This is a genomic window from Lactococcus garvieae, assembly GCF_016027715.1.
GTDB classification, from domain to species: domain Bacteria; phylum Bacillota; class Bacilli; order Lactobacillales; family Streptococcaceae; genus Lactococcus; species Lactococcus garvieae_A.
In genome coordinates, this window is the sequence record NZ_CP065691.1 from 362,578 (window position 1) to 377,395 (window position 14,818).

Sequence of the window (14,818 nt, forward strand, 5' to 3'; positions counted from 1 at the left end):
AGAAAAAGCTTTGAGAGAACTCAAGGCTTTTAAAGTGGTTTTTTATTTGGAGTACCGGCTTTACGTGGGTATTTTTTTGGTGTTTCTTTTTTCTTTTCGATAATTGCAATATGCCGCTCGTCCCCGTTTGGAAGTTGATAATCAATTTGCTCAATAAATTTGCTTCCTAAGACAGCGATAGCATTTTTGGCGTCGGAAAGTTCTTCGTCGAATTTTGCTGCTTTAAGTGAAAGTAAGCGCCCATTTTTTTTAAGAAAAGGAATGGTAAGCTCAGAGAGCACGCTCAGGCGGGCAACTGCACGAGCTGTAACAATATCAAACTGTCCGCGATAAGCAAGATCTTGACCAAAATCTTCAGCACGTCCGTGTAATAAAGTGATATGATCAAGTCCTAACTCATTAGCTAATAGTGACAGAAAGTTGATACGTTTATTTAAGGAATCAATAATTGTAACTTGCAATTCAGGAAAAATAATTTTCATTGGCAAGCTTGGAAAACCAGCACCAGCACCAATATCAAGGATTTTTATTGCCTCATTATTGATAAGCTTATATAAAATTGGAGCGATAGAGTCATAAAAATGTTTGAGAAAAACTTCCTTCTTCTCTGTGATTGCTGTGAGGTTAATTTTTTCATTCCACTCCACTAAAAGCTCAAAGTAGCGTTCAAATTGTTCTTTTTGCTGCTGACTTAAAAAGATGTCAAAAGTTTCAAGTTGAGTATAAAATTCTTCAGGTTTCATTTATAGGTTCCGTTCCAAAAGTTTTTTTGTGACACTACTGATGTTCGCGCGTGTCTCGCCTTCAGGGAGTTTATTAATAAGATTGAGTGCTCTGTTTGTGTATTCTTGAGCTAATTCTTTTGTTTTATTAAGTGCTTCAGATTCGTGAATGAAGTTATAAACTTCATCAAACTTTTCCTCTTGAATCAAAGTTTTGACACGTTCAGGATCAATTTCTAGAGCAAAGAGAACTGGTGCCGAAAAAATACCTTGCTTAATATCTTCGTGTACGGGTTTACCTAGAGTTTGGCTATCACTCGCGTAATCCAGATAATCATCCATAATTTGGAAAGCAATACCGATATCCATACCGATATTATAAGCCAAATCAGATAAGCGCACTTGCTTCATAATCAACGGCGCAATTGATGAAGACATGGCGAAAAGTTCGCCTGTTTTACCCGAAATATTTTGAATATAGTCATCAAGCGTCTGATCAAAATCAAAATGCTTGTTCAATTGACCAAGCTCGCCTCCCAATAGTCTTTCGATTGAACCAATATTTTTGGTTAAATTTGGAAGGTCAAGAGAGTATTTGGAAAGAAGTTTAAAGACAGCGACAAAGAGATAATCCCCTGCATATACGGCAATAGATGGATCGTATTTTTTTGAGAGAGTTTCGACACCTCGTCGTGTATCAGCTTGGTCTACAATATCATCATGAATAAGTGTCGCGGTATGCAACATCTCAACACTAGCTGATAAAGCAATTTTTCGCTTGTTATCCATGCTTGTAAGATCTGCAAACATCAGTAAATAAGCAGGGCGCAACATTTTTCCACCCGCATCAAATAAATCAAAAATAGCAGACTTAATGTCTTCGTTTTTGATCCCGACCTGTTGTTTCATCAATTTTTGTACTTTTAATAATGAAGTTTCTAATTTTGGATATTCTGACCAAATTGTATGTTTCACGTCCATTTTTTACTTTCTTTGATAAATAATAACTGAATTGGTGCAACCCGCTGAATGATCTGGTTTCCACCAATGCCTATCGCAAAGCCGGCTAGCATGCCAAAAAAAGCTAGCCAAGGTAGATAGAGCATGACAGCACTTGCTCCTGCTAAAAGAGAAGCAACCGCGAGCTGACCGAGATTGTGGAAAAAGCCTCCCACAACAGATATACCGATGAGAGAGACGCGCTTAGGGCCCAATTTTTTCATCAGGTACATTGCTAAAAGGCTTAAAATGGCTCCCGCAGCGGAATAGATAAAAACAGAGAATCCTGTGAATAAGGCAGTAATAAGGAGACGTAAAACCTGCATTGTCCAAACTTTACGCCAATTTAAAGTGAAGATTGCTATAATCATGACTAAGTTAGCCAATCCAACTTTTGCTCCCGGAGCAAAAGCAAAAAAAGCAGGTATCCAACTTTCAAAAATCCCCATCACAACTGCTACGGCTGTGAGTAGAGCCACATAGATATTTTCTTTTACATTCATCCGCTATAATCCACTCCAGAATTTTCTTGTTCACCAATAACTTTAATGACTAAATTATGAGGTAAGCAGACAATTGTGTCTCCAACTTTTGAGACAAATCCTCTTTCTACATCAATTTGGTCGCGACAAGAAGCCTTGACGACAGCTATTGCTCCATCTTTCACTTGAATTTCATTGTAATCCCCGTCTTTAGAGTGATAAGTCCATGTCTGATTTTTGTGCAAATCAAATGTTTTTATCACTTTACCTTCAACACGAAGTTGAGCTTCTGTGCCCGAACCATTACTGGGTAAAAGGAAAAAAACAGAAAAAGAAGCAAAAAACAAGACAATAATAATGACAATATCTAGAGCTTTAATTTTGATTTCTTTGAAAAATTTCATCCTTTCCATAATAGCATAAATTAGCCAAAATAAGAAGCTTAGAATAATTTTCTTTCAAGTTTACAAGAGTTAACAAAAAGCTGTCTGCACGAATGCTAGACAGCTTTTTGTTATTTTTCGATTGTTGTTTCAGTTTTTGCAAGTTCTTTAGCTTTTGCGATGATATAATCATGCAATTCTTCCTTAATTTGTGGGTGATTAAGTCCGTATTCGATAGTTGTTTCAACGAAACCAAATTTATCCCCTACATCATAACGTTTACCAGTAAATTCATGTGCAAAAACGCGTTGTGTTTTGTTCAATGTTTCAATAGCATCTGTCAATTGAATTTCATTACCTGCACCAGGTTTTTGTTTTTCTAACACTTGGAAAATTTCTGGTGTAAGTAGATAGCGACCGATGATTGCAAGATCAGAAGGTGCATCCTCAACGGCTGGTTTTTCAACAAATTCAGCTACATTGTAAAGGCCTTTAGAAACTTCCCCTTCAGGAGCGATAACACCATATTTATCAACATCTTCATGAGGCACTTTCATAACCGCAATGGTAGAAGCATGGGTTTTTTCATAATCAGAAATTAATTCTTTTGTAAGAGGTGTACCATCGCCCATGATATTCATGAGATCATCACCAAGCATAACAACGAATGGCTCATTCCCCACAAATGCTTTGGCTTGGAGAACAGCATGGCCAAGTCCCATAGGATGACTTTGACGAATAAAATGAAGATTGATATCCGTTGTTTCTTCAACCAACTTAAGAAGTTCTGTTTTTCCTTTTTCTTTTAGGTTCTGTTCCAATTCGATATTTGAATCAAAGTGATCTTCGATTGGACGTTTTGCCTTGCCTGTAACGATAAGAATATCTTCGATACCAGATTTTAAGGCTTCCTCAACGATAAATTGAATTGTTGGTTTATCAACAATAGGTAACATTTCCTTAGCCAAGGCTTTTGTAGCTGGAAGGAAGCGCGTTCCTAAACCAGCAGCAGGGATGATTGCTTTTCTTACTTTTTGTTTTGGATTAACTTTAGTCATTTGGAAGATGGTTCTCCTTTTATTATTTCTTACTTATTTATTCTTAAATGCTGAATTCATTTTCGGTACGTGTTTCACGGCGCATAATATCTAAAATTCCTTCACGCGCATCCATATTTTCATAAAGAACTTTGTAGATTGTTTCTGTAATTGGCATATCAATATTCATGCTTTGAGAAAGTTCATAAGCAGCTTTTGTTGTTGAAACGCCTTCAATTACCATGCCCATATTAGCCTCAATATCGGAAAGTTTTTCACCACGACCCAGTGCATCACCAGCTCGCCAATTTCGTGAATGAATAGAAGTTCCGGTAACAATTAAATCACCGACCCCAGAAAGACCACTGTACGTGAGAGGCTTTGCACCCATGGCAACACCAAGACGGGTAATTTCGGCTAAACCACGGGTGATGATAGCAGCTTTTGCATTATCACCAAATCCCAGGCCATGTAAAGCTCCTGCGCCGACAGCGATGATATTTTTTAAAGCACCTGCGGTCTCAACCCCAATCACATCTGTATTTGTATAGAGGCGGAAGTAATCATTTGAAAATAGTTCTTGTACATATTTTGCAGTATCTAAATCATTTGATGCAGCAGAAATTAAAGTTATATCACGTTTGATTGTTTCTTCAGCATGTGAAGGCCCAGAGACAACTACGATTTCACTTCGATATTTGGCAGGTATTTCTTCTTCAAGGATTGAAGAAATACGTTCATGAGTTCCCTGTTCGAGACCTTTAGAAGCGTGCATGATTGTTACTTTATGCTTGAGTACTTGAGCAACTTGCTGCGCAACTAATCGCGTTACTTTTGTTGGAACAACAAAGAGGACAGCAGCAACATCATCCAAGGCAGCTTCAAGGTCTGTATAAGCTGAAATATCAGAATTTAAACTGATACCTTTGAAATAACGTTCATTGGTGTGCTTCTCGTTTATCTCAGCAATTTGGTCAACATTATTTCCCCAAATACGAACTTCATGTCCATTATCATTTAGAACTTGCGAAAGAGCAGTTCCCCATGATCCAGGGCCAAGCACGGCAATTTTTTGTGGATTCATATCTTTTCCTTTACTAGTTTGTCACAGCTTCTAAAAGCTTATTACCCCTTCATTTTAACATAATACAGAGTAAAATTCATTGAGGATATAAAAATCACCTCAAATAAAAGGACACTTTTCAAGATATGACAGAATAAGAACAGTAATGTTCTACGAAAAATGAGAAAACGTTTTTATTTGAAAAAAATTCATTGTATAATAAAAATGAAATCTTTTAGTGATTGAAGGAAGAGGATTCAAAATGAAAATCAGAGCATTAGAAAGAACAGATTTAAAAAATATTCATATTATTAATAATGAAGCGCAGACCATGCACCTGTGGTTTCAAGAGCCATATGAATCATTAGATGAACTCACTTCTCTCTATGACAAACATATCCATAGTATGGATGAACGCCGCTTTGTTGTTGACGTTGACGATGAATTCGCGGGGATTGTTGAACTTATGGATATTAATTATATTCATCGAACCTGTGAAATTCAGCTCATTATTACCGAAGAATACTCTGGTCGTGGCTTAGCTCAAGAAGCTTTCCACCAAGCACTAGGATATGCTTTTAAAGTCTTAAATATGCATAAAGTGTATCTCTGGGTGGATGTTGATAATGCGCCTGCAGTCCATATATATGAAAAAGTTGGCTTTAAGATAGAAGGTACAATGAAGGAACATTTTTTTGCTAATGGGAGTTATCACGACAGTCATTTTATGGGCCTTTTGAAAAAGGATTACTGGAATTAATTTTTTAAGAAATAATAAAAAATCCCAATTATTCTGGGATTTTATTTTTTGCTGTTAAGTCTAACAGAAACTCATTAATACTCGGATAAAAGGTTGAACCTTCTGGGAGATCCGTAATACCGACTCTTCTAAACGATTCAATTAACTTGTTACTCATTGAAGAAAAAACGACTTTTCTGTTGTGACTAATAAAATCTTCATGCGTATCAATTAATAACTTAAGAGAAGTAACATCAATCATGGGTACCCCCCTTAAAGAGAAGGCGATATTAGTATCAGCGGGCAATGCATCAATTATTTGTTTCAACTTATTGCTGGTCAAAAAGAATAGGGGACCAGAAATATAAATGACGGTCCATTCGTCAAATATTTCTTGATGCAGTTGATTAATACGATGTGGCTCAATCCGAGAAATACTTATCTCAATTTGAGAAATTTTAATAATAAAAAGTATAAATCCAATACCAATTCCTACTAATATGGCAGTGCTCAAGTCAAAAGCGACGGTAATAATCATTGTTACAAAAAATTCAATCATCCCCCCTTTTAACTTGTTTTGAAATAAAAAGCGGATGGCTTCCCACTCATTCATCCGAACCCCAGTCATGATGAGAACGCCAGCAAGGGCACTGAGGGGGATATGCATCATAAAGGGAGCAAATAAAAACATTGATAAAAGTAAGATAAGCGCGTGAATAGTACTCGTAATCCGGGTTTGTGCTCCAGACTTTATCGCTACACTTGTTCTTGCTATAGCAGCTGTTGCGGGAATTCCGCCAAAAAAGGGCAATATTAGGTTCCCGACTCCCTGCGCAACAAGTTCTTGATTATTATCTATTGGATGATTTACGGCTCTACCGGCAGATGCACCGCAGAGTAAACTTTCGATCATCCCAAGGACTGCAATACTAAAGGCTGGTATAATTAAGGCTTTGATATTTTCATAATTTATTGCTGATAAATGAAGGCGCTCTGCTGGGAGAAGCGTGGTGGGGATTTTTCCAACAACCGGTATATTAAAGTTCAGTAATATAACAGCAAAAGTTGAGATAAGTATTGCTAACAAAGAAGCTGGCATTTTTTGTCCCCATGATTTCGGATAAAAAACCATGAGCAATATAGTTAAAATACCAATCAGAGTTGAAGTATAATCAATATTTAAAGCAAAAATAGATTGCAGGAGTTCAAAAAAAGTTCCTTTAAAATGTTCGATTCCAAAAAAGTTTTTAATTTGCCCACTTGCGATAATTATAGCAATTCCTGAAGTGAACCCAGTGATAACTGGCGAAGGAATTAAGGAAATCATGTTGCCAAAGCGAAGAAGTCCAGCAAGGAGCAGGAGAATTCCTGCCATGAATGTTGCAATGAAGATGCCATTGATACCATATGCACTAACGAGTGAAATTAAAATGGCAGCCATAGCACCCGTAGGACCAGAAATTTGATAGTAGGCTCCAGATAAAGAACCAATAGTGATACCAGCGATAATTGCTGTTACAAGTCCAGCAGCTGCAGTAGTCCCACTGGATACCCCAAAAGCAAGTGCCAGTGGCAGAGCAACCGCAGCAACAGTAATCCCTGCCATTACATCTTGCATGAGCTTTTTCTGATTGTATCCTTTAAATTCTGAACGGATAATACATAAATAATTTTTAAACATTCTAATTCCTTTACTTTTTAAGCACAGTATTCTATCTTATCAAAGATAATTGAGGTAAGCAAATAATTATTTAGTTTAATTAAAGAGAAGTATAGCTCTGTTTTATCAACCACATCATAAAGATATACTTAAATATATTGTGCCTTACTTTCTTAAAACTCAAATTAGAAATCATACGAAAGTCTGAAAAGTTTCCTTTAGAATGTGATAAAATTAGAGTATAGCCAGTTGGCTGATGAAATAAGAAAAGAAAGCTTGTTATAACAGGAAACAAGAATGGAGGCTAAAAATGCATATGACAGGAATGATGATGGACGGGATCCCTAGTTTTATACGGATAATTCTAATTCTATTAGTGGCACTTTGGCTTATAAGCTTATTTAGAAGAAAATCTAATAAAAAAGAGAGCACGGCAAAAAAGCCCGCACGTAAAGAAAATATACGGCGTTATCAAGAAGCAGGGCTTTCTGAAAGTGATATCGAAATTTTTCGTGAAACTTTAGGAGATGCTAAAGAAAATATCGAAAAATGGGAAGCAAATACTAAGAAAAACGATGAGCTAGAGGTTGTCGAATCTGTAACAGGTGGACTAGAAGCAAGTAAACTTCTCTTCAAGCACATTGTGCAAAACCCAACCCAGTTGACAAAACAAAATGATTTCCTCTATAAGGATTTACCAAATATGGTAAAATTAACAGAGAAATACCTAGAGATGCAGAAGCAATCTGTTAAGACACAGGAAGTAAGTCGAGATATGGATGAAACACTACTTCTGATTAAAACACTATCTGCTAATTTTTCGAAGAACTATCATGAAATTTTGATGGATGATGTGAATGTTATTAAACATGAGGTAAAATTTGATTAAGGAGTAGCAATGGAAAACCCTATTTTAGATGAATTAATTAATGATGACAAGGTTGTGAAAGAAGCGGAAGCACTCTCGGAAAGTCAGAAAACAGAACTGGTCGATATGCACCAGAGAGCTTCTCTCAGGGCGATAGATGCGCTAAGTCCTGAGGAGTTAGCTAAGGCTAAAGAATTATCGAAACAGTTGGATGAAAATAGCTCACAGTCAGTGATTGCATATGGTGCCAAAGCACAAGATAAAATTTCGGCTTTTTCACAGAGTGTTCTGGATAAAGTTCAAGCACAAGATTTAGGTGAAGTGGGCGGCTCTTTGACGGATCTGATGTACAATCTTCAACAAGCCAATCCCAATGAACTTGTGGCTGAAAACAAGAGTGTCTTCCAAAAGATGTTTGGTAAGGTCAAAAAATCAATTTTTGAAGTGACGCAAAAATATCAAAAAATTGGAGCCGGTATCGATAAAATTTCGGCTAAACTCAATAATGAACAGCAAGGCTTGTTACAAGACAATGAAATGTTGGATAAGCTTTATGATGAGAATTTAAACTATTTTAAAGCGCTGAATGTTTACATTGCAGGTGCTGAGTTTAAGGTCGAAGAACTGGAACAAGAGATTATCCCAGCAGCTCGCCAAGAAGCTCAAGGAGCTGGTGATGACGGGGCATTAGCTGTCCAAAAAGTTAGTGATCTTGAGGCCTACAAAAATCGATTGGATAAGCGCGCCCATGATTTACGTTTAGCGCGTCAGTTGACAATTCAACAGGCACCGCAAATTCGTTTAATCCAAAACACGAACCAAGAATTGGCAGAAAAGATTCAAACTTCAATCAATACCGCAATCCCCCTATGGAAAAATCAAGTAGCTATTGCATTGACTTTGCTTAAGCAAAAAGATGCTTTAGCCAGTCAACGTATTGTTTCAGAAACGACAAATGATTTACTTCGTAAAAATTCAGAAATGCTTAAATCATCAACGATTGAAGCAGCAGAGGAAAATGAACGTGGCTTAATTGATGTAGAAACTTTGAAAGTGACACAGCAAAATCTAATTGATACAATTCAAGAAACTATGCGGATTCAATCAGATGGCCGTCAAAAACGTCAACAGACTGAACAAGAATTAGTAAAAATGGAAGACGAAATCAAACAAAAATTATTGGAACTTTCCAACAAAAAATAAAAGAAAAAAGTCAAGTATTGATATATACCAATTCTTGACTTTTTTTATAGTGAGTGTTAAAATGTTAGTGAATACAAAGTATTGGAGGAGTCCTTTTATGACTTACTATATTAAAGCAGACAAATTTTTCTATCCTTATGAAGTAAAAACAGGTGGTTTCTTGCAAATCACAGACGGTAAATTTGGTAATTGGATGGCAGAAGCTCCAGCTGACGCTGAGATTCTAGATTATTCTGGTCAATCTATTGCCCCTGGTCTGGTAGATACACACATCCATGGTTTTGGTGGAGCAGATACAAACGACCGTAAGATTGAAGGGATCGTTCAAACAATGAGTGAAGGGCTTCTTGCAGCAGGTGTGACAAGTTTCTTCCCGACTGCTGTAACTGCTAGCCACGAAGAATTATTAGAAATTGCTGATGAGATTGGTTCAAATGTGGAGAAAGCAGCGGGTGCTAAGATTCGTGGACTTTTCTTTGAAGGCCCTTATTTTACAGAAGAATACAAAGGTGCCCAAAATCCTAAGTACATGCGAGACCCATCTTACAGTGAACTCGCTGAATATGGAGTAGCAGCAAAAGGATTGCCAATCAAAATTGGGATTGCTCCTGAACGTGAAGGTTCAACTGCATTTGTAAAAGAAGCTGTGGAGCATGGTTTCACCATCGCACTGGGTCACTCAAACGCCACATATGCTGATGCTGTAGCTGCTGTACAAGCGGGAGCAACAATGTGGGTTCATGCTTTCAACGGTATGCGTGGTCTTAACCATCGCGAACCAGGTATGGTTGGAGCAGTGTTTAACTTGCCAAATACTTATGCAGAACTTATCTGTGACGGCTTCCACGTTCGTCCAGAAGCTTGTCAGATATTAATGCGTGAAAAAGGTACAGATCATGTCGTTCTGATTACTGATTCAATGCGTGCGGCTGGCTTAAGTGATGGTGAATATTATCTTGGTGAATTCCCTGTTATTGTTAAAGACGGTGCTGCACGTTTGAAAGAAGGGGGTAATCTTGCGGGTTCTATCCTTCTCCTTAAAGATGCAGTGAAAAATGTTGTGGATTGGCAAATTGCAACACCAGCAGAAGCTGTAAAAATGGCTTCACTCAATGCGGCTAAATCTACAAAAATTGACGATGTCTGTGGCCAAATCAAAGAAGGTTTAGAGGCAGACTTTATTGTTCTTGATAATAATCTGGAACTTGTTGCAACTTATCTGGATGGAGAAAAACGTTATCAAGCATAAATAAAGAAAAATTACCTTTTAGGTAATTTTTTGGTTTTTACCGGCTTTTATAATTGGAAAAAATAACTTTTAGACACTCAGTTTATTTTTGTAAGCTGAAAACCATTACATTTAAAAAACCATAAATAAAAACGCTGTCATAGCGTTTTTAAGAGATTTTTTTCTCTTATCGTGATATAATAAACATGAAATAAAAATTGAACTTTAAATTTGCTCTTGCAAATTAAGTATCAGATATGATGGAGGAAAAAACTCTAATGAAACGCATTGCAGTTTTGACTTCTGGTGGTGATGCACCAGGTATGAACGCAGCTATTCGTGCTGTTGTTCGTAAAGCGATTTCTGAAGGTATCGAAGTTTACGGTATCAACCACGGTTATGCAGGTATGGTAGCGGGTGATATTTTCCCACTCACATCAGCGAGCGTTGGTGATAAAGTCGGACGTGGTGGTACATTCTTGTACTCCGCACGTTTCCCAGAATTTGCTCAACTTGAAGGGCAACTTGCTGGTATCGAGCAACTAAAAAAACACGGCATCGAAGGTGTTGTTGTTATTGGTGGTGACGGTTCTTACCATGGTGCTATGCGCTTAACAGAGCATGGCTTCCCGGCAGTAGGTCTCCCAGGTACTATTGACAACGATATCGTTGGTACTGATTTCACAATTGGATTCGATACTGCGGTATCAACAGTCGTTGATGCTATTGATAAAATTCGTGATACGTCATCATCACATCACCGTACTTTTGTTGTTGAAGTTATGGGACGTAACGCTGGGGATATCGCACTTTGGGCTGGTATAGCCGCTGGTGCTGATGATATTGCTATTCCTGAAAAAGAATTCAAGTTTGAAAGCATCGTTCGTAACATCAAATCAGGCTACGCAAAAGGTAAAAATCACCATATTATCGTAGTTGCTGAGGGTGTTATGTCTGGTGAAGAATTCGCTATGAAGCTTAAAGCTGCTGGCGATGATTCTGACCTTCGTGTATCTGTTCTTGGACACATCCAACGTGGTGGTGCTCCAACAGCGCGTGACCGTGTATTAGCATCACGTATGGGCGCTCGCGCAGTTGAATTGCTTCGTGATGGTATCGGTGGGGTAGCCGTTGGTGTCCGTAACGAAAAGCTTGTTGAAAGCCCAATCCTTGGTACTGCAGAAGAAAATGCACTTTTCAGTCTGACAGACGAAGGTAAGATTGTTGTCAATAATCCACATAAAGCTGGATTGGAACTTTATCGTTTAAACGCTGATTTAAACAACCTTGACATCAAATTTGATTAAGTTATTAAGTTATTGTTAGTAGTCTTATCTAATTGATGGTGAGGGAAGCTGAAATACAGAACGCTCGCATTTATTAGGTAATGAGTACATTTATATAAAATAGGAGAATTACTCAAAATGAACAAACGTGTAAAAATCGTCTCAACACTTGGCCCTGCAGTAGAAACTCGTGGTGGTAAAAAATTCGGAGAAAAAGGATACTGGGGAGAAGAGCTTGATGTTGAAACATCAGCACAAACAATTGCAGATTTGATCAAAGAAGGTGCTGACGTTTTCCGTTTTAACTTCTCTCACGGTGACCACGCTGAGCAAGCTGCACGTATGGCGACTGTACTTCGCGCTGAAGAAATCGCTGGCCGTAAAGTAGGTTTCTTGCTTGATACTAAAGGCCCAGAAATGCGTACAGAAGTATACGAAGATGGTGCAGACGAGTATAAATACGTTACTGGTGACAAATTCCGCGTGTCTACAAAACAAGGTTTGAAATCAACACGTGAAAATATTGCTTTGAACGTTGCTGGTGGTCTTGATATCTTTGACGATGTTGAAGTAGGTCAAACTATCCTTATCGACGATGGTAAATTAGGTCTTACAGTAGCTGCTAAAGATGTTGAAGCACGTGAGTTTGACGTAGTAGCACAAAATGATGGTGCTATCGGTAAACAAAAAGGTGTGAACATTCCTAACACTACAATTCCTTTCCCAGCTCTTGCTGAACGTGATAACGACGATATTCGTTTCGGTCTTTCACAACCAAATGGTTTGAACTTTATCGCTATCTCATTTGTACGTACTGCTAAAGACGTTAATGAAGTACGTGCTATCCTTGAAGAAACTGGTAACACTCACGTACAACTTTTGGCTAAAATCGAAAACCAACAAGGTATTGATAACCTTGATGAAATCATCGATACAGCTGATGGTATCATGATTGCTCGTGGGGACATGGGTATTGAAGTACCATTTGAAATGGTTCCAGTATTCCAAAAAGAAATCATCCGTAAAGTTAACCAAGCAGGTAAAATCGTTGTTACAGCAACAAACATGCTTGAATCTATGACTGAAAAACCACGTGCTACACGTTCAGAAATCTCTGACGTATTTAACGCAGTAATTGATGGTACTGATGCAACAATGCTTTCAGGTGAGTCTGCTAACGGTAAATACCCACGTGAATCAGTTCGTACAATGTCTACAGTTAACAAAAATGCTCAAACATTGTTGAAAGAATACGGACGTCTTCACCCAGAAAACTTTGATAAAGATTCAGTAACAGAAGTTGTTGCTTCAGCAGTTAAAAATGCTGCAGAATCAATGGAAGTTAAACTTATTGTTGCGTTGACTGAGTCAGGTGCAACTGCACGTTTAATCTCTAAATACCGTCCAGAAGCTGATATCTTGGCAATCACATTTGACGAAAAAGTTGAACGTGGCCTTATGATTAACTGGGGTGTTATCCCAATGCTTATGGACAAACCAGCTTCAACAGATGACATGTTCGAAGTAGCTGAAAAAGCTGCCTTGGCTTCAGGTCTTGTTGAATCAGGTGATAACATCGTTATCGTTGCTGGTGTTCCAGTTGGTTCAGGTCGTACAAATACAATGCGTATCCGTACAATCAAATAAGAATCGAAATATTTGAATAAATAAAAAAAGAGAACAGTATATTTCTCTTTTTTTATTGATCAAAATTAATAAGCCAAGGGTAGCTCGGTTTGCCCTTGGCTTATTTTTATGTTCCTTTATCCCTCTTAGAGCTTCAGAGAAAATAGCCTATGCTCTTATCAGAGGCTTCCTGAAGAATTAATGTTGTTTAAACATGTATTGGCGTGTCATAGGTAATCCTTCGCCTGAGGGCCCCTTGGTCAAAAGATATTGAACGACATCGATATTTCCTGATTCGAAGCTTGCAGCACAAGCTTGAAGGTACAGAGCCCACATCCGTGCAAAGGGACGCCCCATCTCGTTTTCAACTTCTTCAAATATTTGAGTATAATTTTCATTCCAAATTTCAAGAGTCTTTTGGTAATGACGGCGTAGAGGTTCAAGATCGTCCAATTGCAATTTTGCAGTCATTATATGCTCAACATTTTCAGCAATATTTGGAATATATCCTCCTGGGAAAATATATTTTTCAATAAAGGGGTCAACTCCCGCTCCACGATGTTGCCCTGTTATTCCATGAATAAGAGCACGTGAATTTGGTTTCAAGTAATCATAAACTTTTTGAAAATACATTTCCAAATTTTCTTTACCCACATGTTCAAACATGCCGACAGAGGTGATATAGTCAAAATTGCCATCTTGCAGATCTCGATAGTCAGTGAGATATACTTTTACCTTATCTTCTAGACCAAGCTTTTGAGCTTTAGTAGTAACATATTGAAATTGTTCTTCAGAAAGTGTCACTCCCACTGTATCTAAACCATATTCTTGTGCAGCTGTGAACAGCATAGTTCCCCAACCACAACCGATATCCAGTAAGCGACCGCCAGGTTGACTATTAAGTTTGTCTAAGATATGATGGACTTTGGCAATTTGTGCTTGCTCAAGGGTCATATCTTCATTTTCAAAATAAGCGCAAGAATAAGTCATTGTTGGATCCAGCCATTTTTTATAAAAATCATTTCCGATATCATAATGACTATGGATATCTTCTTTGGATTGCTTTTGTGAATGATTTCCTAGAAGTTCCCTTATTGATTTTCCAAATCCTGATTGATTAGTTAAAAAGCTACCTGCTTGACGATAAGCGGAAGCGATGAGTTCTTGTATACTTCCTTCGATTTCAATATCCTCATGCATGTAGGCTTCAGCAAGAACCAGAGTTGGCATTGATGCTAAGTCATTAAAGCTAAATTTCTTATTGAAGATGATGTGAACTTTGGCATCGCCTTCCCCGTATTTTTCTGTTTTACCATCCCAATATGTAACCTTGATAGGTATGTCAAAGGCGGATGCAAGTGCTTTGTTTAAAACTGTTTTTTCAAATACCAATTTATTTTCCTTTCCTAACTTTGCTACAGATAAAACTATACTCCGAGTTTTTTTAATTGTCAAATAGTTGATATATTGTAGTCAATTTTTTGTGTACTATCACAAAAATGAGCTAAAATATCTGCGTGAT

General features: G+C 37.7%; 14 protein-coding genes. 6 read left to right on the forward strand and 8 right to left on the reverse strand.

Annotated elements, in window-relative coordinates:
• Positions 1 to 29: 29 nt before the first annotated feature.
• From rsmG to I6G50_RS02015, 6 genes are all read right to left on the reverse strand, one after another.
• Positions 30 to 743: a 16S rRNA (guanine(527)-N(7))-methyltransferase RsmG gene (gene rsmG, locus I6G50_RS01990; protein ID WP_197909005.1), complete on the reverse strand. Its 714-nt coding sequence runs from the start codon at positions 741 to 743 to the stop codon at positions 30 to 32.
• Positions 744 to 1,703: a polyprenyl synthetase family protein gene (locus tag I6G50_RS01995; RefSeq protein WP_003135773.1), complete on the reverse strand. Its 960-nt coding sequence runs from the start codon at positions 1,701 to 1,703 to the stop codon at positions 744 to 746. It abuts the gene before it with no gap.
• Positions 1,694 to 2,224: a Gx transporter family protein gene (locus I6G50_RS02000; RefSeq protein WP_081168340.1), complete on the reverse strand. Its 531-nt coding sequence runs from the start codon at positions 2,222 to 2,224 to the stop codon at positions 1,694 to 1,696. The genes I6G50_RS01995 and I6G50_RS02000 overlap by 10 nt, the downstream gene beginning before the upstream one ends.
• The gene (locus tag I6G50_RS02005) at positions 2,221 to 2,616 is read right to left on the reverse strand and encodes a NusG domain II-containing protein (RefSeq protein ID WP_197909006.1); all 396 of its coding nucleotides are present in this window, start codon (positions 2,614 to 2,616) and stop codon (positions 2,221 to 2,223) included. The genes I6G50_RS02000 and I6G50_RS02005 overlap by 4 nt, the downstream gene beginning before the upstream one ends.
• A 101-nt stretch (positions 2,617 to 2,717) precedes the next feature.
• Complete coding sequence (galU, locus tag I6G50_RS02010) at positions 2,718 to 3,644, reverse strand: UTP--glucose-1-phosphate uridylyltransferase GalU (RefSeq protein WP_003135769.1); 927 nt, start codon at positions 3,642 to 3,644, stop codon at positions 2,718 to 2,720.
• 43 nt (positions 3,645 to 3,687) lie between these two features.
• A complete protein-coding gene (locus tag I6G50_RS02015) occupies positions 3,688 to 4,707 on the reverse strand; it encodes an NAD(P)H-dependent glycerol-3-phosphate dehydrogenase (protein ID WP_003135768.1) in 1,020 nt (339 codons plus the stop codon).
• Between the two features lie 241 nt (positions 4,708 to 4,948).
• Here I6G50_RS02015 and I6G50_RS02020 point away from each other — a divergent pair, with 241 nt between their 5' ends.
• A complete protein-coding gene (locus tag I6G50_RS02020) occupies positions 4,949 to 5,446 on the forward strand; it encodes a GNAT family N-acetyltransferase (RefSeq protein WP_197909007.1) in 498 nt (165 codons plus the stop codon).
• A gap of 28 nt (positions 5,447 to 5,474) precedes the next feature.
• On the opposite strand, the gene I6G50_RS02025 is transcribed toward I6G50_RS02020, so the two are convergent.
• The gene (locus tag I6G50_RS02025; RefSeq protein ID WP_197909008.1) at positions 5,475 to 7,106 is read right to left on the reverse strand and encodes a SulP family inorganic anion transporter; all 1,632 of its coding nucleotides are present in this window, start codon (positions 7,104 to 7,106) and stop codon (positions 5,475 to 5,477) included.
• 289 nt (positions 7,107 to 7,395) lie between these two features.
• Here I6G50_RS02025 and I6G50_RS02030 point away from each other — a divergent pair, with 289 nt between their 5' ends.
• The 5 genes from I6G50_RS02030 to pyk all read left to right on the forward strand — a co-directional run bounded on the left by I6G50_RS02030 (position 7,396) and on the right by pyk (position 13,317).
• Entirely contained in the window at positions 7,396 to 7,974 is a 579-nt protein-coding gene (locus I6G50_RS02030) for a 5-bromo-4-chloroindolyl phosphate hydrolysis family protein (protein ID WP_197909009.1), read from the forward strand.
• A 9-nt stretch (positions 7,975 to 7,983) separates the two neighbouring features.
• Positions 7,984 to 9,156, forward strand: coding sequence for a toxic anion resistance protein (locus I6G50_RS02035; RefSeq protein WP_197909010.1), 1,173 nt, complete (start codon positions 7,984 to 7,986; stop codon positions 9,154 to 9,156).
• A 97-nt stretch (positions 9,157 to 9,253) separates the two neighbouring features.
• Complete coding sequence (gene nagA, locus I6G50_RS02040; protein WP_197909011.1) at positions 9,254 to 10,405, forward strand: N-acetylglucosamine-6-phosphate deacetylase; 1,152 nt, start codon at positions 9,254 to 9,256, stop codon at positions 10,403 to 10,405.
• Positions 10,406 to 10,662: 257 nt separating this feature from the next.
• The gene (gene pfkA / locus I6G50_RS02045; RefSeq protein WP_003135759.1) at positions 10,663 to 11,691 is read left to right on the forward strand and encodes a 6-phosphofructokinase; all 1,029 of its coding nucleotides are present in this window, start codon (positions 10,663 to 10,665) and stop codon (positions 11,689 to 11,691) included.
• Between the two features lie 117 nt (positions 11,692 to 11,808).
• Positions 11,809 to 13,317, forward strand: coding sequence for a pyruvate kinase (gene pyk, locus I6G50_RS02050; protein ID WP_003135758.1), 1,509 nt, complete (start codon positions 11,809 to 11,811; stop codon positions 13,315 to 13,317).
• Positions 13,318 to 13,494: 177 nt separating this feature from the next.
• Here the strand turns inward: pyk and I6G50_RS02055 are convergent, their stop codons facing one another.
• Positions 13,495 to 14,688, reverse strand: coding sequence for an SAM-dependent methyltransferase (locus I6G50_RS02055; protein ID WP_197909012.1), 1,194 nt, complete (start codon positions 14,686 to 14,688; stop codon positions 13,495 to 13,497).
• Positions 14,689 to 14,818: the final 130 nt, after the last annotated feature.

Coding starts and splice junctions, on each gene's coding strand:
- rsmG (WP_197909005.1), bottom strand. CDS start 743: ATGAAACCTGAAGAATTTTATACTCAACTTGAAACTTTTGACATCTTT.
- I6G50_RS01995 (WP_003135773.1), bottom strand. CDS start 1,703: ATGGACGTGAAACATACAATTTGGTCAGAATATCCAAAATTAGAAACT.
- I6G50_RS02000 (WP_081168340.1), bottom strand. CDS start 2,224: ATGAATGTAAAAGAAAATATCTATGTGGCTCTACTCACAGCCGTAGCA.
- I6G50_RS02005 (WP_197909006.1), bottom strand. CDS start 2,616: ATGGAAAGGATGAAATTTTTCAAAGAAATCAAAATTAAAGCTCTAGAT.
- galU (WP_003135769.1), bottom strand. CDS start 3,644: ATGACTAAAGTTAATCCAAAACAAAAAGTAAGAAAAGCAATCATCCCT.
- I6G50_RS02015 (WP_003135768.1), bottom strand. CDS start 4,707: ATGAATCCACAAAAAATTGCCGTGCTTGGCCCTGGATCATGGGGAACT.
- I6G50_RS02020 (WP_197909007.1), top strand. CDS start 4,949: ATGAAAATCAGAGCATTAGAAAGAACAGATTTAAAAAATATTCATATT.
- I6G50_RS02025 (WP_197909008.1), bottom strand. CDS start 7,106: ATGTTTAAAAATTATTTATGTATTATCCGTTCAGAATTTAAAGGATAC.
- I6G50_RS02030 (WP_197909009.1), top strand. CDS start 7,396: ATGCATATGACAGGAATGATGATGGACGGGATCCCTAGTTTTATACGG.
- I6G50_RS02035 (WP_197909010.1), top strand. CDS start 7,984: ATGGAAAACCCTATTTTAGATGAATTAATTAATGATGACAAGGTTGTG.
- nagA (WP_197909011.1), top strand. CDS start 9,254: ATGACTTACTATATTAAAGCAGACAAATTTTTCTATCCTTATGAAGTA.
- pfkA (WP_003135759.1), top strand. CDS start 10,663: ATGAAACGCATTGCAGTTTTGACTTCTGGTGGTGATGCACCAGGTATG.
- pyk (WP_003135758.1), top strand. CDS start 11,809: ATGAACAAACGTGTAAAAATCGTCTCAACACTTGGCCCTGCAGTAGAA.